Genomic DNA, 17,445 nt, shown 5'->3' on the forward strand with positions numbered 1-17,445 from the left:
GCGCGTCGAGGTCGACGAGCCACGAAGGGCCTGGTGAGACACGTTGCGAAGCCCTTCGTGGCTCGCTTCGCTCGCACCTCAGGGAGCAACGGGGGCTCGCTTCGCTCGCACCTCAGGGAGCAACGGGGGCTCGCTTCGCTCGCACCTCAGGGAGCCGGGGCCGGGCTCGCAAGCTCGCCCCTCAGGGGGCACGGAACAATTTCATCGAAAGGTACTGAATAACAATGAAACTCAATGGACTGTCGGTCGCGATCACCGGCGGCGCATCCGGTCTCGGGCTCGCAACTGCTCAGCGCGTCGTCGACGCCGGTGGCCTGGTCACCCTGATCGATCTGCCGACCTCGGACGGTCAGGCCGTGGCCGACGGACTCGGCGCCGCAGCGTCGTTCGCGGCCGCCGACATCACCGATCGTGAACAGTTCGCCGCCGCACTCGATGCCGCCGACGACCGAGGTGGCCTGCGCGGACTCGTGCACTGTGCCGGCGCGGGCCGGCGCATGCGCATCCTGGACAAGGAGGGCAAGGCGGGTTCGGTGGAGGACTTCGAGTTCGTCATCAAGCTCAACCTCGTCGGGTCGTTCCATGCGCTCTCGCTCGGCGCGGAACGTATCGCTCGACAGGAGCCCGTCGACGGGGAGCGGGGCGCCATCATCATGACCGCGTCGGTCGCGGCGTACGAGGGACAGATCGGGCAGATCAACTACTCGGCGTCGAAGGCGGGCATCGTCGGGATGACGCTGGTCGCCGCACGGGACCTGGCCAGCAAGCTCATCCGCGTCAACACCATCGCGCCGGGCACGATGGACACGCCGTTGCTCGCCCGGCTGCGCGACGACGTGCGCGATGCGCTCGCCGCGAGCATTCCCAGTCCGGCGCGGCTCGGTAGGCCGGAGGAGTTCGGTCAACTCGCCGCGTCGATCCTGGAGAACACCTATCTCAACGGCGAGACCATTCGCCTCGACGGGGCGATCCGGATGGCGCCGCGGTAACCCGAACCCCGGCACGTCCGTTCTGCGTCCCCCACAACGCCTTTCGAGAGGATTCATCGCGATGTCTGACACGGCGCCCACCACTCTCAGCTATCCCGACGCCACGATGGCGGTGCTGCCGGCGAGTATGGCCGCCCTCTACGGCGAGCGCGCGGCCGTCGTCGACGGCGCGACGACGCTCACGTTCACCGAGCTCGACGTGCGCTCGGCCGCCGTGGCGTCGGCCCTGCGTGCGGTCGGAGTGAGCGATCGCGATGTGGTCCTGCTGTACTTGACCAACAGCATCGAGTTCGTCGTCGCCTACTACGGATCACTGCGGGCCGGTGCGACGGTGACCCTGGTCAATCCGTTGCAGCCCGTACCGGGTCTGCGGCGTCAGATCGCGGAAACCGGTGCGGTGGTGGGTTTCACGCAGGTCGAGCAGTCCGCACGTCTTCTGTCCGCCGCCGTCGGGACGGCGCTGACGACGGTGGTGACGGTGGACGGGGCCGCGGATGCGCCGGAGGGCATCGACTCCGTCTCCCTGGCGGAGTTCGTCGTCGGGCAGGAGACGGCCCCGCCGGTCTCGACCACGAGCGACGATGTCGCGCACCTCGCCTTCACCGGCGGCACCACGGGTGTCTCGAAGGGCGTTCGGGTCCTGCACCGCAACGTGCTCGGCAACGTCACGCAGATGATCGCCTGGCGGGCAGGTCATTCCGTGGCGGTGGGAACCGACGGTCTCCTGACCCTCACTCCCCGGTCGTCGGAGAACCCGGGGGTGGTCCCCGGGCATGCGGCGACGGTCGTCGTGTCCCCGCTGTTCCACGCGCACGCCCTCATCAACATGTCGTTCCTCCTGCTGTGCGGCGCCACGCACGTGTTCGCCGGTCGTTTCGAGCCCGGGCGGATGCTGGCCCTCATCGAGGCGCATCGGGCGTCGTACGTGACCGGGAGTCCCGCGATGTGGCATGCGCTCGCCGTGCACCCCGACGTCTCCACACGGGACCTGACCTCGGTGCGGGTGGTCTCCTCCGGCGCGGCGCCGATCGATCACGTGACCCTGGAGCAGCTCGAGAAGGCGTTCCCGGCAGCGGCGATCGTGGAGGGATACGGCCTCACCGAGGCGACGTGCCTGGTGTCCTCGGCGCCCCTGACGTCCGGGGGTCGATACCGGCTCGGGAGTGTGGGCCTGCCAACGTTCGACACCGAGATCGAGATCCGCGCCGTCGACGATCCGGCCGTGGTCCTCGCGCCGGGGGAGAAGGGACAGTTGTGGGTGCGCGGACCGCAGGTCACCGACGGCTATCTCGATCACCCTGAGAAGACGGCCGAGCAGTTCGTCGACGGGTGGCTCGACACCGGTGACATCGCCTACCGCGACGCCGACGGGTACCTCTACATCTGCGACCGTGCGAAGGACATGCTGATCTACAAGGGCTACAACGTGTATCCACGCGAGCTCGAGGAGATCCTGGTGACGCATCCGGACGTCGGTGCGGCGGCGGTCGTCGCCCGGGAGGCGGGTGCGGTGGGGCAGGAGCCGGTGGCCTTCCTCGTCGCCCGGGACGGTCACGTCATCGACGCCGATGCGGTGTCGGACTTCGTCGCCGCGCAGGTGTTGCCCTACAAGAAGATCCGGGACGTGTACGTGGTCGACGAGCTGCCCACCTCGGCGGCCGGCAAGGTCCAGAAGGTGGCGTTGCGGGAGCGCCTGGCGAACGCCTGACAGGGTCAGCGCCGGCGCCCGAGGCGCCGGCGCACGCGCGTGTGGTCAGCGCTGCGCGCGCTTGACCAGGTTGCGCCCGATGATGAGTCGCTGGATCTCGCTGGTGCCCTCGTACAGGCGCAGCAACCGCACCTCGCGGTAGATGCGTTCCACCGCGACATCGCGCATGTAACCGCTGCCGCCGTGGATCTGCACGGCGAGATCGGCGACCTTCCCGACCATCTCGGTGCAGAACAGCTTGGCAGCCGACGGGGCGATGCGGCGGTCGGTGTCGTCGACCCACGCCCGGGCGGCCTCGCGCACCAGTGCGCGCCCGGCCATCACCCCGGCCTGCTGGTCGGCGAGCATGGCCTGGACCAGTTGGAACTCGCCGATCGCGGTACCGCCCTGGGTGGCGGTGGCGGCCCAGGTGACCGACTCGTCGAGCGCACGCTGCGCGGTGCCCACCGAGAGAGCCGCGATGTGCACCCGGCCCCGGGCCAGGCTCATCATCGCGGCCTTGTAGCCCACGTCCTCGCTGCCGCCGACCAGTGCCGACGCCGGCACCCGCACGGCGTCGAAGTGCACGTCCGCGGTCCAGGCGCCCTCCTGGCCCATCTTGCGATCCTTGGCGCCGACGCTGAGGCCGGCGGCGTCCGCGGGGACGAGGAACACCGCGATTCCGGTGCCGTTCTCGTCGGCCGGGCGGGTACGCGCGAACACGACGAACAGATCGGCCAGCGGTGCGTTGGTGATGAACCGCTTCTCGCCCGTGATCACCCAGTCGTCACCGTCGCGGACGGCCTTCGTGCGCAGTCCGGCCGGATCGGACCCGGCCCCCGGTTCGGTCAGCGCGAACGAGGCGACGACCTCGCCGGACGCGATCTTCTCCAGCCACGCCGACTTCTGCTCGTCGGTGCCGAAGTGGACGAGGACCTGGCCGGCGATGCCGTTGTTGGTGCCGAACATCGACCGCAGCGCCAGGGAGGTGTACCCGAGCTCCATCGCGAGTTCGACGTCCTGGGTCAGATCGAGTCCGAGACCGCCCCACTCCTGCGGGATGGCGTAGCCGAAAAGGCCCATGCCCTTCGCTGTCTGGCGGATGTCGTCGGGGATGGCGTCGGTGTCGAGGATCTCCTGCTCCCGCGGGACCACCACCTCGCGGACGAACTCGCGCGTCGCGGCGAGGATGTCGGCGAAGTCCTCGTCGCCCACCTCGGAGGAGGTCGTCCGCGCTGAATGCATCACTCCGGTCATGCTGTCACTCTCGCGGCCGGCGGGCGAGGGGTCCAATACGAAACCGGGATCGCTGCGATAGCCGTTGCGTATGAGCGCGGAGGGGACGATCGGGGCGGAACCTCGATAGATTTGTCCCCGCGGCACTCCCGCGGGCCCGGCGCTTCGCGACCGGTTGCCCGACGACCGTCACCCCGCCGCCCTCGAAAGGACTCCGATACATGTCATCGCACCCGCCCGCCGCCGCGTTGCTGGAGGGTCGTACCGCCGTCGTGACCGGCGGAGCCCAGGGCATCGGTTTCGAGATCGCCCGCTCGTTCGTCGACGCCGGCGCGCGAGTCGTGCTCGGCGACCTCAGCCTCGACGCCGCGCAGGCGGCCGCGGACGAGCTCGGCGGCCGCGACGTGGCCCGCGCGGTGAGGTGCGACGTCGTCGACGCGGGGGAGGTCGACGCGCTGCTCGCGGCCGCGGTCGACGGGTTCGGGGCACTCGATGTGCTGGTGAACAACGCCGGGATCACCCGGGACGCGACGATGCGCACCATGACCGAAGACGATTTCGATCAGGTCATCTCGGTGCATCTCAAAGGCACCTGGAACGGCACACGCAAGGCGGCGGCGATCATGCGCGAGGCCAAGCGTGGTGCGATCGTGAACATCTCGTCGCTGTCGGGCAAGGTCGGCATGGTCGGGCAGACCAACTACTCGGCCGCCAAGGCGGGCATCGTCGGCCTCACCAAGGCCGCGGCCAAGGAGATGGCCCATCACGGCGTGCGGGTCAACGCGATCCAGCCCGGCCTCATCCGGTCGGCGATGACCGAGGCGATGCCGCAGAAAGCGTGGGACCAGAAGATGGCGGAGATCCCGATGCGGCGCGCCGGCGAGGTCGGTGAGGTCGCGAGCGTCGCGCTGTTCCTGGCGTGTGACATGTCGTCGTACATGACGGGCACCGTCCTCGAGGTGACCGGCGGCCGTTTCATGTGACCGCCGGCCCTGCTCCACGCCTCCTCTGACACCGAAAGGTCACCCATGCGCGACGTCGTCATCTGCGAACCGGTCCGTACCCCGATCGGCCGTTACGGCGGGATGTTCAAGAATCTCACCGCCGTTGATCTCGGGGTCGCCGCGCTGACGGGGATGCTCGACCGGACCGGACTCGACTCGGAGAAGGTCGAGGACGTCATCCTCGGTCACTGTAACGGGAACAGCGAGGCGCCCGCCCTGGGACGAGTCATCGCACTCGATGCCGGGTTGCCGATCACAGTGGGCGGCATGCATATCGATCGTCGTTGCGGGTCGGGACTACAGGCCGTCATCCAGGCCGCCTACCAGGTGTCCTCGGGGGACAACGACGTCGTGGTCGCCGGCGGTGCCGAGTCGATGAGCAACGCGTCGTTCTACTCGGTGGACATGCGGTGGGGTGGGGCCCGGACCGGAATTGCCATGCACGACAGCCTCGTCCGGGCGCGCTCGACCGCCGGCGGCAAGAACTACCCGGTGCCCGGCGGCATGATCGAGACGGCCGAGAACCTGCGCAAGGACTACGAGATCTCCCGGGAAGAACAGGACGAACTGGCTGTGGCATCGCACGAACGAGCGGTCCGCGCCCAGAAGGATGGCGTACTGGCCGAGGAGATCATCCCGGTCACCGTGGCTTCCGGTGCGAGTGGGCCCGCTCGCTCCGCTCCCGGCGCCCGGTCTGGTGACCGGGTCATCGACACCGACGAGCATCCACGCCCGGATGTCTCGGTCGAGTCGCTGTCGAAGTTGAAGCCGATCATGGGCAAGACGGATCCGGACGCGACGGTGACGGCGGGCAACGCCAGCGGTCAGAACGACGCCGCGTCGATGGCGCTCGTGACCACCCCCGAGGTCGCCGAGAAGCTGGGTCTACGCCCGCTGGTGAAGCTGGTGTCATGGGGTCTGGCCGGTGTGCCGCCGCGCACCATGGGGATCGGGCCGGTCCCCGCGACCGAGAAGGCGCTTGCCAAGGCCGGTCTGACGCTCGCCGACATCGACGTGATCGAGCTCAACGAGGCGTTCGCCGCGCAGGCACTCGCCGTCACCCGCGAGTGGGGTTTCGGCCGGTTCGGTGCCGGCGGCGATTTCGACCGCACCAACGTCAACGGCTCGGGCATCTCGCTGGGCCACCCGGTCGGCGCCACCGGCGGACGCATGCTGGCCTCCCTGGCGCGTGAACTGCACCGGCGCGAGGCCCGCTACGGCCTGGAGACCATGTGCATCGGCGGTGGCCAGGGCCTCGCCGCGGTCTTCGAACGCGTCAGCTGACCCCGAGACTCACCGGGCCCCACCTGATCCGCACCGGTGGGGCCCGGTGTTCCACCCGTCACCCCGCAGTTTCGCGCACGAGGTCGACGAAGGCCTGACCGACGGCCGACAGCGACGGCGGGTGGAATGCGATGGCGAAGGGTCGCACCACATTCGGTTCGATCTCACGGATCACGACCGGCTCATCGGCCGACTCCGCCACCGATCGTTCGAGTAGAGTGCCACCGATTCCGGACTCCACCATCGGGAGCCGTTCCTCGCGGATCTCCGACAGCACGGCCAGCGGCGGGCGGACGCCCCCGACGCGGATCGCCTCCTCGAACTCGTCGGCCACCGAGTAGCCGCGTGGCACGAACACCATCGGGATCGCCGGCAGATTGTTCAGCGGGATCGGGCCCTCGGGTACGTCGGTGCCCGGCGGGTAGACGAGCACGTGTTCGTGTTCGCCGATCACGATCACCTCGAGGTCGTCGCCGGCGATGGGTAGGTGGGCGACGGCGAACTCGCAATGACCGTCCTCGATGGCCGACGCGGCCCTGGTCTCATCGCGTAACTCGCCGAGTCGCACCGAAACCCGCGGATAGGCGGCCCGGAACCGGGCGACGAGATCGACGACGGGCCCGACCGCGGTCGCGGCGAAGGCCAGGATCTCGAGGTGGCCGGTGAGTTCGTCCGCCGAGGCGGAGAGCAGATCGTCGACGGCGTCCATGTCGCGCACGATCTGTCGCGCGGGACCGACCATCGTGCGCCCGGCCGCCGACAGGACCATCCCGCGACCGATGCGGTGAAACAGCTGGACTCCGAGTTCGCGTTCGAGCGCCCGGAGTGCTTGGGACACGGTGGGTTGCGCGACACCGAGAGCCGACGCGGCCCCGCCGATGCCCTTGTTCTCGACCACCGCCAGGAAGTACTCGACCTGTCGCAATTCCATGGCGTGTCACCAATCCCGTGGTTCGGCGGGGTCCGGCGCGATCCCGCAGTGGACCTTCGCCGCGGAGATGAAGGCGAGGGCGGCCGGCGAGGGGAGCCCGGATCGCAGCACGAGACCCCACGGTCGGGTGAGTGGTGGGTCGAGCGCGAGCCGACGAAGTCCGGCAAGCTGCCGGTCGGCCACGGTGCGTGGGAGAACCGTTGCGCCCGTGCCCTTCTTGACCAGACTCCACACCGCGGACGGTAACTGGCAGTCGACCACTACGTTCTTGGCGTTGTCGTCGAGGAGTCCGCTGAGGAGTTCCGCGCTGATCGGGTCGCTGTGATCGACGACGAGTGGCAGCGAGCGCACCGCAGACTGCGGTATCGGTTCGGGCAGAACGTCGGCGAGCGTCGTCGGCGCCGCGACGATGAGTTCCTGCTCGGCCATCGGGATGGCGGTGAAGGTCGCGTGCTCGGCGGCCGAGTCCATGATCCCGATCTCGGCGTCCCCGGATCGCAACGCCGACAACACCCCGGTGGGACTGTCGGCGGAGACGACTCGAACCGACAAGCGTGGGAACCGTTCCCGGAACAGTCGAACGATGTTGACCACCGGGTCCACACTGAACGCCGCGTAGGTCACGATGTCGACGCGACCGGCGCGCAGTTCCCGAACCGCGTCGACCTTGGCCTTGGCGCGGTCGACGTCGGCCAGGATGCGCCGGGCGGCTACGTCGAGTTTGCGTCCGGCCTCGGTGAGTTCGAGGCGTCGTCCGGTGCGGTCGAACAGGGTGACGCCGAGACGTCTCTCGAGCGTGCGGATCGCCTGGGACAGCGACGGCTGTGAGATGTAGAGCGACTGGGCGGCCTTCGTGATGCCGCCGTGGTCGACCACGGCGACGAAGTAGGTCACGAGGTGCAGGTCCACCCCGGTCACTCTATCCGGCGCCGGGAGCGGAGCGAGCGGGCCGAATGAGTACTGCGCCCGGATCTGTCACTTGCCGGTCCATCGCGGCGCGCGTTTCTCGGCGAAGGCGACCGCACCTTCCTTGGCGTCGTCGGAGACGAACACCGGACCGAGGAAGTCCCACTGCTTCTTGATGAGTTCGGGATCGGTGTAGCGGATCGCCATGGAGGTGACCTGTTTGGTGGCGCGGACGGCAAGGGGGCCGTTGGCGGCGATGACGGCGGCCAGTTCGCGGGCCCCGGCGAGTGCCTCGCCGGGTTCGGTGATCCGGTTGACCAGGCCGAACTGGTGGGCGCGTGCCGCGGTGAGCGGGTCGCCGGTGAGCGCGAGTTCTATGGCGAGCTGGTAGGGGAGGATCTTCGGGAGGCGTAGGAGGCCACCGGCGGCGGCGGCGAGTCCGCGCTTGACCTCGGGGATGCCGAACTTGGAGTCGTTTGCTGCGACGACGAGGTCCGCCGACAACGCGAGTTCGCATCCGCCGGCCAGCGCCCAGCCCTCGACGGCGGCGATGAGGGGCTTGGTCGGCGGGGCCTCGGTGAGGCCCCCGAACCCGCGTCCGTCCAGCGCGACCTTCTCGCCGCGGGCGAAGGCCTTGAGGTCCATCCCGGCGCAGAACGTGCCACCGGCACCGGTGATGATGCCGATGGTGAGGTCGTCGCGCGACTCGAGCTCGTCGATCGCGGCGGCGATACCCTCCGACACCTCGAGATTCACGGCGTTCTTCGCCTCGGGGCGGTTGATCGTGATGACGGCGACGCCGTCGGCGAACTCGGTGAGCACGGCACTCATGGGGACTCCTGGAGTTGGTGGACGGGACGGGCGGTCAGGTGTTCTCGGATGTGGAGATCTGTTGCGGCTCAGCCGGTGTGGGCTCGCCGGCGGCAAACCAGCGGATCGGTTCCGGGGTGGTCGGATCGGTCGCCGTCTCATCGGGAACGTGGGCGTCGAGGACGCCGCGTTCCTGCAGGACGACGAGATGGGCGTGGGTCTCCCGCAACGCGAGTCGGCTGAGGGTGAGGGACAGCTCCTCGAACGGCCGCGACCACGTCACCGACCGGGTGATCTCCCAGGCCGTGCTCTCCGGATACCGGGTCACGGTCGAGGCGATCTCATCGAGCCGCTCCTCGTGATGCGTGAGGAGACCGGTGACACGGTCGCCGAGGCCTCGGAACCGGTACTCGTGGGACGGCAGCGCCTCGTGGTCACGCATCTTCTCGGTGTTGGCCAGCGAGATCAGGTAGTCGGCGAGGGGACTGTCGGTCTGCATGGGATTGGTCGAGATGTTCGGACTGATCCGCGGCAGCAGGTGGTCGCCGGTGAAGACGATGCCGGCGGTGTCGTCGGCGAAGCAGAGGTGCCCCGCGGTGTGGCCCGGGGTCCAGACGGCGCGGAGATCCCAGCCGGGGATGTCGAGCGGGGCGTCCCCGGTCAGCTCGCGGTCGACGGTCCGCCCGTCGGGCAGGCGGATGAAACCGACCAGCCCCTCGTCGGCGACCTCGGTCGGTGCGCCGAGAGCGCGGAGTTCGGATCGCGCCTGGCCGAGTTGGGTCTCCACCTCGGCATCGGAGTAGTGGCGCAGGTACCGGGAATCGTTGCGATGCATCCACAGCTCGGCGTCCACGTGCTCGAGTAGACGCGGCACGAGCCCGAAATGGTCGGGGTGCAGATGGGTCACGCCGACAGACCTGATGTCGGCGAGGTCGTGGCCGGTGGAGTGGATGCCTGCGACGAGGATGTCCCACGACTTGTCGGACGGCCAGCCGGCGTCGATCAGTGCGAGACCGCCGTCGGGCAATCCGAGGGCGTAGACCAGGACGTATCGCAACGGATTGGATCCCATGGGGACCGGGATCGACCACAGCTGCGGCCGGACCTCCTCGACCGGGGGCAACACCTTGTCGGCCCAGGCCTGCTTCTGCAGCGTGCCGGTGACCTCGATCGTGCCCATCCAGCCTCCCGCCGGGTCCGTCGCGTGGTGACACCGCTGATGATCGTTGCAGTGATCAACAGTCATCCGATCACGAGAGGCGATCGCGCTCAAGCTGGGGGCGGCTCAGACATCCTGAGGTAGGACCTATGGATCCAGGTCGGCGAGTCCGGCCGCGGCGCCGTCGCAGCTCGCCGCGACGTCGTGAACCAGTCGCCCGGCGAGTTCCGGTTGGATGAGCGGGAAGAGATGGCTCGCCCCGGGGACGATGGTCAGCGACGCGTGCTGTGTTGCCTCGACGAAACGTTGTTCGTGGACCCGGAACTGGTCTTGGCTACCGTTGACGAACATCGTTCGGCCGGGGTAGCGCCGGACCTCGCCGAGCGCGTCGAACCGCTTGATCTCGGCGACGACGTCGGCGATCGACCCCAGTGCCAGTCCGCCGATCTCCATGTCGGCGGACACCTGACGTCCCACGGCGAGGCGGGTGGCCACCTGACTGATGATCGCCGCCTGACGCGGCAGGAACGCGGTGACCGCACCGAACGTCTCGAACGGCGCGGCCAGCAGCGGACTGGGCTGCGCGGTCGCGCACATCGGGACGAGGGCCGCGACGGCTTCCGGATGGCGTCCGGCGACCGCCATCGCCACGTAGCCGCCCATCGACATCCCGGCCACGACCGCCGGCCGGCCGAACCCGCTGATCTCGGCGAGCACGGCGTCCACCGCGCCGGACATCGTGAACGTCTCGTCGCGGCGCTGCCCGTGGCCAGGGAGGTCGGGGGTGGCGACCGCGCGCCTCGGGTCGGGACCGGCCACAGCCGCCGCGACCCGGTGCAGGGTCGCGCCGCTCACGCGCAAACCGTGGACGAGGACGACGGGCGTGGGTTCGACCACCGGCGCGTCGACGGGAACGGGTGCGGGCTCGGCCATCGCACGCAGTATGCCGCCGAACGGTTCTCGACGCCGCCGGCGTCACCGACTGTTCGTCAGCGGTCTGCTTCGACGTCGGTTTGTTCGGCACCGATCTGCCCCGGCGTTCCCGCCGGTTCGCCCGGTGGGGGCACCGGTGACACGCGCCGACCGATGCCGATGCGGTCGAGGAAACCGGCGTCGTGGGAGACGACCAGCAGTGCACCGGTCCAGGCCTCTAGTGCGTCCACGAGTTGCGTGACGGTGTCGAGATCGAGGTTGTTCGTCGGCTCGTCGAGGATCAGCAGCTTGGGTGTCGGGTCACCGAGCAGTGCGTCGGCCAGTGCGACGCGCAGCCGTTCGCCGCCGGACAGTTCGGCGAGTGCGCGATCGGCGCGCGCACCCCGGAACAGGAACCGCGCGAGATGCGCCCGCACCTCCTGCGTCGAGATGTCCGGGTGAGTCCGCGCGAGGTGCTCCGCGATCGAGACGGTCGGGTCGGGGAAGGTGATCTGCTGCGGCACGAAGGCGAACGGTACGACGACGGATTCGGAGACGATCAACTCCGCGATCAGTGTCGATTTCCCGGAACCGTTGGGCCCCACCAGAGCCACCCGCTCGGGTCCGTCCAAGCGCAGGCGGTCATCGACGACGATCTGGGCGCGCGGGGCCACGTCCGGCGTCGGCACGACGATCCGCGCGGTGCGGTCGGTGCGGATGTCCTCGCGGGCCTCGTCGAGACGTGTTGCCGCAGAGGCCACGTCGTCACGATGGGCGTTGCGCAGTTTGCCCGCCGACACCTGCGCCTCGCTCCGGCGGTTGTGTGCCACGATCTTCGGCACCCGCTTCTCGCGTTCGGCCGTCGCGCCCGTCCGGGCCCGCCGATCGAGTTTGATCAACGCCTCGGTCATCTCGCGGCGCTGCTTGCGCAGATCGCCGGCGGCGGTGGCAACCGCCGCCTCGGCGGCGTCTTGTTCGGCGTCGATGATCTCGCGGTACCGGGAGTAGGGGCCGCCGAACAGCCGCACCCGACCTCGGTACAGCTCGACTGTCGTATCGACACGTTCGAGGAGTTCGAGGTCGTGACTGACCACGACCACCGTGCCAGGGAACGACTCGATGGCGTCGAAAAGCCGGGCGCGGGAGTCGATGTCCAGGTTGTTGGTCGGTTCGTCGAGGAGCAGGATCGTCGGGTCGGCGATGAGTGCGGCGACGATCGCCAGCAGGGTCGCCTCCCCGCCGGACATGGCGCCGACCGTGCGGTCGAGGTCGGGCGGCAGTCCCATCTGCTCGAGGAGTCCGATGGCACGCTCCTCGACGCCCCAGTCGTCCCCGACTGCGTCGAAGTCCTGCGGATCTACCGAACCGCTCTCGATTCGTCGTATCGCACAACGAATCTCGTCGATGCCGAGCGCTTGCGCCACGGTCGACGACGGGTCGGACTGCGGGTCCTGCACGACCACAGCGACATCGGTCGTCGACGTGTCGCCTGCGATCGTGATGCTGCCCGACGCCGGGCGTGATCGACCGGCGATCAGGCCGAGGAGGGTGGACTTGCCCGCACCGTTCGCGCCGATGAGGGAGTAGGTCTCGGCGCCCAGGGCGAGGTCGAGGTGTTCGAAGACGACTGTCCCGTCGGGCCAGGCGAACGAGACGTCGGACAGCACGATGGAAGACGGCATGAGCGCTCCTGAAGTGGGTCGGGTACACCGACAGGGCCCCGGCCGTCGGCGGTGCCGACGGCCGGGGCCACTTCAGTTCTTCATCGCGGTGGATCACTCCTGGCGGGTCTGGGGGGCAAGTGGTGACCACCGTAGCGGACGCGCTCGGAGTTGCCAACGGAATTAACCGCCGACGAGTCGGTTCCGGGCTCACCGCTACGGTTGGGGTATGTCATTTCTCCGCACCTCGGTGTCCAACGGCGTCGGCGAGATCGTCCTGGACCGGCCCAAGGCTCTCAATGCGTTGGACCAGAGCATGATCGACGACATGTACGTCACGCTCGGCGAATGGGGTGACGACGACGCGATCGACACCGTCCTGGTCACCTCGGCGAGCGACCGGGCGTTCTGCGCCGGAGGCGACATCCGTGCGATCCGCGAGCACGCCATCGACGGCGACCACGCCTCGATCAGCCGCTACTTCGCCGGCGAGTACCGGCTCGATCAGCTCGTCGCCGACTACCCGAAGCCCTACATCAGCCTGATCGACGGGGCGGCCATGGGCGGGGGTCTCGGGATCAGCGTGCACGGCGAGATCAGGGTCGTCACCGAGAAGGCGATGATCGCCATGCCCGAGACCGCGATCGGGTTCTTCCCCGACATCGGTTCGACCTACTTCCTGCCGCGGCTCCCGGAGGGCGTGGGCATGTGGCTCGGACTCACCGGCGCCCGGATCCGCGGTGTGGACGCGGTCGCCGTCGGACTGGCAACGCATTTCGTGTCCTCCGCCGACCTGCCGGCGGTCGCCGACAGCATCCGTTCCGGTGCCCCGCTGGCCGACGCGCTGGCCACGTCGGGGACCGAGGACACCAGCGACGTGCCGTTGCGCAAGATCGGCGAGTACTTCGCCGACGACAACGTCAACGCCATCCTCGGCGGCCTGCGCGGCGCGGTCGGCGACGACTGGGCCCAGGAGATGGTCGGTCTGCTCGAGGGTGCCTCACCCACCAGTCTGTGGGTCACCGCGGCGATGATCAGCGCCGGGGCGAGGTCGGGGATAGACGAGTGCTTCGACCGGGAACTGCATGCCGCAGAGGAGATCACGAAGACCCACGACTTCCGCGAGGGGGTGCGGGCCGTGCTCGTCGACAAGGATCGCAATCCCGAATTCGATCCGGCGCGCATCGACGACGTCGATCCCGCCGTCGTGGCCCGGATCGTCGGTGCCACCGCTGGTTGAGCCGGCTCCCCGCTGGTTGAGTCGCCTCCCCGCTGGTTGAGCTTGTCGAAGCCACTGGTCGGGTTTGCGAGGTCGGTTGCCGAGGTGGCCTCGACGGACGCGGCGTCCTCGCTACGCTCGGTCGACGCTGCTCGACCAGCGGGGGGTGGCGTCCTTACTACGCTCGGTCCACGCTGCTCGACCGGCAGATCTCAGGGCGTGAGCTGAAACCACCCCGACAACGACACGCTGTCGGTCGAGTTGCCCTCGGAATCCGGCTGTTTCGTCGCCGACGACTCGTCGAGGTCGTAGCGGACGTCGTCGTCGGGCGCGAGCGGGTTGGCCTCGACCCGTGTCGCCGTCGGGCAGGTGAACGAGCCGGCGGCGAGTGAGCCAGACATGCCGCTCACGCTGAGTTGGCACGCGGACGAGTGGTGGTAGTCGCCGTTGATCGAGACCCCGATCTGGGCGTTGATCGGTCGTGTCAACGGCCCGACGGTCGGACGTGTCGCGCCCACCGGTGGCAACAGGCCGCCGGTCAGTTCGCTGATCAGGAATTCGATCTGCGCGCCGCCGGTGCCGGCGTCCTTGAACACGAAGAGCAGCGAGTCCGGCGGCACGTCGGGCCGCGCCGGGCCCCACCGGTCGAACTCATAGCAGTTGGGCTCGTCGGCGGGGGTGGCGCCCACCGCGGGTCCGCGCCGGGAGTCCGCCGGCGTGTCCGCGACCGCGATTCTGATGTTGCCGTGACGGAACTCGAAGTTCTGGCCACTGCGGTCGACGTTGCCCTGCGGTGGTTTCTCGGTGCAGAGCGTCGAGTCGACCGGGCGTGCGGTCGGCACCGGCGTCGAGGTGGTGGGCGTGGACTGGTGCGGGGCGTCGGAGCCACAGGCGGTGACGAGCGACGCCACCGCCGCGCACATCAGCACGGCGGCGCGCACCGGCCGGCGCCGTGTGCTCGTCGACCGGTCAGTCCGCTGCCGCGACAAGGGGTTCGAGAGTGAGGTCGGGGTGTTCCTTCTCGATGTACTGCAGGCGCCACTTGTCGCTGAAGAGCGCGAGAACGGCGCCGTCGGTGCGGGTGAAGACCTCGACGCCGCGTTGCCGATTCAGTTCGGGCGCGCTGTCGGCATCCGTGCGACGGGCGAGGGTGTAACCGAGCGGCTCGATGATGGTGTCGACGTTGTACTCGGCCTTCATCCGCGCGGTCACGACCTCGAACTGCATCGGGCCGACGGCGGCGAGCACCGGCGACGCATCACCGCGGGTGTCGTTGCGCAGGACCTGGACCACGCCTTCGCTCTCGAGCTGGTCCATGCCCTTGCGGAACTGCTTGTACTTGTCTGCGGTGGTGGCACGCAGGGTCGAGAAGTGTTCGGGCGCAAAGGACGGGATCGGCGGGAACTGCACCTTGGGGCCGTCGTAGAGAGTGTCGCCGGGAGCGAGCGCGGTCGCGTTCACCAGCCCGACCACGTCACCGGGGTAGGCGGTGTCGACCGTCGAGCGGTCGCGGCCGAAGACGGCCTGGGCATACTTGGTGGCGAACGGCTTTCCGGTCTGCGCATGGGTCACGACCATGCCGCGTTCGAACTCGCCGGACACGATCCGCATGTACGCCAGGCGATCCCGGTGGCTGGAGTCCATCCCGGCCTGCACCTTGAAGACCACCGCGCTGAACGGGTCGGTCACCGGCCGTGGATTGCCCTCGACGTCGGCCCGCGGCCCGGGCGGGGGAGCGAGCTCCACGAGGACCTCGAGGAGTTGCCGCACACCGAAGTTCAGCATCGCGGACGCGAAGATCATCGGCGAGGTCTGCCCGGCGAGGAACAATTCCTGATCGTGGTCCTGGCCCATCTCGGTGAGCAGTTCGCTCTCCTCGAGTGCCGAGGTCCACTCGTCGCCCTCGCGAGCCAGCGCGTCGTCGGCGGACATGATCTCCTCGGGCGCGATCTTCGCGCCGCCCGCGGTACGGGTGAAGTGCACGTACTCGCCGGTGCGCCGGTCGAGGAGACCACGGAAGTCGCCGGCGATGCCGACCGGGAAGAACAGCGGGGTCGGGGTGAGGCCGATGCGCTCGGTGATCTCGTCGATCAGTTCGAGGGGGCTCTGACCCGGCCGGTCCCACTTGTTGATCACCGTGATGACCGGGATGCCCCGGTGGCGGCACACCTGAAAGAGTTTGAGGGTCTGCGGCTCGAGTCCCTTGGCGGCGTCGATGAGCATCACCGCGGCGTCGACCGCGGTCAGCACGCGGTAGGTGTCCTCGGAGAAGTCGGCGTGACCCGGGGTGTCGACGAGGTTGATGACGCTCGGGATCTCGGGGTCGGCCTGGGCTGCGGCCGAGTAGTTGAACTGCAGCGCCGTCGAACTGACGGAGATGCCGCGCGCCTTCTCCATCTCCATCCAGTCGGAGACGGTCGACTTACGTCCGGCCTTGCCGTGGACGGCGCCGGCCTCGCTGATCATCCGCGCGTGCAGCGCCAACGCCTCGGTCATCGTCGACTTGCCGGCATCGGGGTGGGAGATGATGGCGAAGGTACGACGACGCGTCACTTCGCGACTGATCACCTCGGAACTCACGAGGTTCCAGGCTACCGGGCGTGCAGGGGGCGGCCAAACTCGCTCGCGGCGGAGTGCCGGGGCAGGTTGTGCCGGTATGCGGCACCTTGTGCCCCCCGCCCAAAAACTGGGAACCCGTCACCGTTGCTGTGCGTCTGATGGTCGTGCAGCTTCCACCGGGCCTTCGGCGCCGCGTTCTCGCCCGTGACGGGGTACTGACCATGGCGGATGCGCTCGAATTCGGCCTCACGCGGTCCGCGGTCCGGCGTCGAGTCGATTGCGGAGACTGGATGCCGCACACGCGCGGGGTGTATTCGCTCGCCGATCATCCGACGACGCCGGCCACCCGTGCGCGACTGGCAGTCGCGAGCGTGGGCCGAGGTGCGGCGCTGTCCGGATCGGGAGCGGCGTGGTGGCACGGGCTCCTCGACGAGCCGCCGAAGAAGTTCACGGTCACCGCACCGCGATCGCGGCATGGCACTCCGGTCGAGGGCGTTCGGGTCCGGCGCCGCTGCCTCGCGGACGCGGAGGTGGTGACCCGCAAGGACTTGCTCGTGACAGCCTTGCCGCTGTCCGTGCTGGAAGCCGCACTCGAGCGCGACAGTGGAGTCCTCGACAACGCGCTGCTCGTTCGCAAGGTCTCGCTGCGCCAGCTGCGCGTCGCCGCTGATCGTCGACGTGGCAAGGAGGATGGACCCGCGATCGCGGCCCTCGTCGACGGCGTCGAATCCGGCGCGCGCTCGGTGGCGGAGCGGCTGGCTGTCGACGTGTTGAGCGCCGGAGGTGTGAGCGGTTGGTCGTGCGGTCACCCGGCCGGCGGGTACTTCATCGACCTCGCGTTCCCGGATCGGCTGTTGGCGGTGGAGATCGACGGGATGGCGTTCCACCGCGACGCGGAGACGTTCCAGCGAGACCGCCGACGCCGAAACGACCTCATCGCTTTGGGTTGGACCGTCCTCAACTTCACGTGGAGTGATCTGCGGGAGCGGCCCGACGACGTCGTGGCACGTGTCCGCCAGGCGCTCGGCTTGCAGCACGACCGGCCGGCATGACAAATCCGGGGGCATCATGAGCCGCTGAGCGGATCA

15 protein-coding genes are annotated in these 17,445 nt (G+C 69.0%); 6 read left to right on the top strand and 9 right to left on the bottom strand.

Translation table 11 applies throughout. The annotated features are described in order from the left end of the window. Positions 1–224 precede the first annotated feature (224 nt). Both LEL84_RS22540 and LEL84_RS22545 read left to right on the top strand, forming a co-directional pair. A complete protein-coding gene (locus LEL84_RS22540; protein ID WP_226512805.1) occupies positions 225–989 on the top strand; it encodes an SDR family NAD(P)-dependent oxidoreductase in 765 nt (254 codons plus the stop codon). 61 nt (positions 990–1,050) lie between these two features. Then, positions 1,051–2,697, top strand: a complete 1,647-nt coding sequence (locus LEL84_RS22545; RefSeq protein ID WP_226512806.1) for a class I adenylate-forming enzyme family protein — start codon at positions 1,051–1,053, stop codon at positions 2,695–2,697. 45 nt (positions 2,698–2,742) lie between these two features. Here LEL84_RS22545 and LEL84_RS22550 read toward each other — a convergent pair whose 3' ends face one another. Next, complete coding sequence (locus LEL84_RS22550) at positions 2,743–3,933, bottom strand: acyl-CoA dehydrogenase family protein (protein ID WP_226512807.1); 1,191 nt, start codon at positions 3,931–3,933, stop codon at positions 2,743–2,745. Between the two features lie 200 nt (positions 3,934–4,133). Between LEL84_RS22550 and fabG the strand changes: the two genes are divergently transcribed. Both fabG and LEL84_RS22560 read left to right on the top strand, forming a co-directional pair. Next, positions 4,134–4,895, top strand: a complete 762-nt coding sequence (fabG, locus tag LEL84_RS22555; RefSeq protein ID WP_068972403.1) for a 3-oxoacyl-ACP reductase FabG — start codon at positions 4,134–4,136, stop codon at positions 4,893–4,895. A 45-nt stretch (positions 4,896–4,940) separates the two neighbouring features. Beyond that, complete coding sequence (locus LEL84_RS22560) at positions 4,941–6,200, top strand: acetyl-CoA C-acetyltransferase (RefSeq protein ID WP_226512808.1); 1,260 nt, start codon at positions 4,941–4,943, stop codon at positions 6,198–6,200. Positions 6,201–6,258: 58 nt separating this feature from the next. Here LEL84_RS22560 and LEL84_RS22565 read toward each other — a convergent pair whose 3' ends face one another. The 6 genes from LEL84_RS22565 to LEL84_RS22590 form a co-directional block, all read right to left on the bottom strand. Continuing rightward, positions 6,259–7,131, bottom strand: a complete 873-nt coding sequence (locus LEL84_RS22565) for a LysR family transcriptional regulator (RefSeq protein WP_058250859.1) — start codon at positions 7,129–7,131, stop codon at positions 6,259–6,261. Between the two features lie 6 nt (positions 7,132–7,137). Next, entirely contained in the window at positions 7,138–8,040 is a 903-nt protein-coding gene (locus LEL84_RS22570) for a LysR family transcriptional regulator (protein ID WP_226512809.1), read from the bottom strand. 66 nt (positions 8,041–8,106) lie between these two features. Further along, a complete protein-coding gene (locus LEL84_RS22575) occupies positions 8,107–8,868 on the bottom strand; it encodes a crotonase/enoyl-CoA hydratase family protein (RefSeq protein WP_226512810.1) in 762 nt (253 codons plus the stop codon). 34 nt (positions 8,869–8,902) lie between these two features. Then, positions 8,903–10,027 carry an MBL fold metallo-hydrolase gene (locus tag LEL84_RS22580; protein ID WP_137808850.1) on the bottom strand — a complete coding sequence of 375 codons (1,125 nt, stop codon included), beginning with the start codon at positions 10,025–10,027 and terminating at the stop codon, positions 8,903–8,905. 126 nt (positions 10,028–10,153) lie between these two features. Continuing rightward, the gene (locus LEL84_RS22585; RefSeq protein ID WP_226512811.1) at positions 10,154–10,939 is read right to left on the bottom strand and encodes an alpha/beta fold hydrolase; all 786 of its coding nucleotides are present in this window, start codon (positions 10,937–10,939) and stop codon (positions 10,154–10,156) included. A gap of 56 nt (positions 10,940–10,995) precedes the next feature. Next, positions 10,996–12,600, bottom strand: a complete 1,605-nt coding sequence (locus tag LEL84_RS22590; RefSeq protein WP_068972406.1) for an ABC-F family ATP-binding cassette domain-containing protein — start codon at positions 12,598–12,600, stop codon at positions 10,996–10,998. 208 nt (positions 12,601–12,808) lie between these two features. Here LEL84_RS22590 and LEL84_RS22595 point away from each other — a divergent pair, with 208 nt between their 5' ends. Further along, positions 12,809–13,819, top strand: a complete 1,011-nt coding sequence (locus LEL84_RS22595; protein ID WP_078112142.1) for an enoyl-CoA hydratase/isomerase family protein — start codon at positions 12,809–12,811, stop codon at positions 13,817–13,819. 191 nt (positions 13,820–14,010) lie between these two features. On the opposite strand, the gene LEL84_RS22600 is transcribed toward LEL84_RS22595, so the two are convergent. Both LEL84_RS22600 and LEL84_RS22605 read right to left on the bottom strand, forming a co-directional pair. Further along, positions 14,011–14,739 carry a hypothetical protein gene (locus LEL84_RS22600; protein WP_226512812.1) on the bottom strand — a complete coding sequence of 243 codons (729 nt, stop codon included), beginning with the start codon at positions 14,737–14,739 and terminating at the stop codon, positions 14,011–14,013. A 28-nt stretch (positions 14,740–14,767) separates the two neighbouring features. Further along, positions 14,768–16,378, bottom strand: a complete 1,611-nt coding sequence (locus LEL84_RS22605) for a peptide chain release factor 3 (RefSeq protein ID WP_058250853.1) — start codon at positions 16,376–16,378, stop codon at positions 14,768–14,770. Between the two features lie 143 nt (positions 16,379–16,521). Between LEL84_RS22605 and LEL84_RS22610 the strand changes: the two genes are divergently transcribed. Then, positions 16,522–17,409 carry a DUF559 domain-containing protein gene (locus LEL84_RS22610; protein WP_058250904.1) on the top strand — a complete coding sequence of 296 codons (888 nt, stop codon included), beginning with the start codon at positions 16,522–16,524 and terminating at the stop codon, positions 17,407–17,409. Positions 17,410–17,445 lie beyond the last annotated feature (36 nt).

The sequence above is a fragment of the Gordonia sp. WA4-43 genome (genome assembly GCF_020520305.1).
Classification (GTDB): Bacteria; Actinomycetota; Actinomycetes; order Mycobacteriales; family Mycobacteriaceae; genus Gordonia; species Gordonia hongkongensis.

Bases quoted from the DNA above. Each gene is read 5' to 3' on its own strand.
- LEL84_RS22540 (WP_226512805.1), top strand. From the start codon at position 225: ATGAAACTCAATGGACTGTCGGTCGCGATCACCGGCGGCGCATCCGGT.
- LEL84_RS22545 (WP_226512806.1), top strand. From the start codon at position 1,051: ATGTCTGACACGGCGCCCACCACTCTCAGCTATCCCGACGCCACGATG.
- LEL84_RS22550 (WP_226512807.1), bottom strand. From the start codon at position 3,933: ATGACCGGAGTGATGCATTCAGCGCGGACGACCTCCTCCGAGGTGGGC.
- fabG (WP_068972403.1), top strand. From the start codon at position 4,134: ATGTCATCGCACCCGCCCGCCGCCGCGTTGCTGGAGGGTCGTACCGCC.
- LEL84_RS22560 (WP_226512808.1), top strand. From the start codon at position 4,941: ATGCGCGACGTCGTCATCTGCGAACCGGTCCGTACCCCGATCGGCCGT.
- LEL84_RS22565 (WP_058250859.1), bottom strand. From the start codon at position 7,131: ATGGAATTGCGACAGGTCGAGTACTTCCTGGCGGTGGTCGAGAACAAG.
- LEL84_RS22575 (WP_226512810.1), bottom strand. From the start codon at position 8,868: ATGAGTGCCGTGCTCACCGAGTTCGCCGACGGCGTCGCCGTCATCACG.
- LEL84_RS22580 (WP_137808850.1), bottom strand. From the start codon at position 10,027: ATGGGCACGATCGAGGTCACCGGCACGCTGCAGAAGCAGGCCTGGGCC.
- LEL84_RS22585 (WP_226512811.1), bottom strand. From the start codon at position 10,939: ATGGCCGAGCCCGCACCCGTTCCCGTCGACGCGCCGGTGGTCGAACCC.
- LEL84_RS22590 (WP_068972406.1), bottom strand. From the start codon at position 12,600: ATGCCGTCTTCCATCGTGCTGTCCGACGTCTCGTTCGCCTGGCCCGAC.
- LEL84_RS22595 (WP_078112142.1), top strand. From the start codon at position 12,809: ATGTCATTTCTCCGCACCTCGGTGTCCAACGGCGTCGGCGAGATCGTC.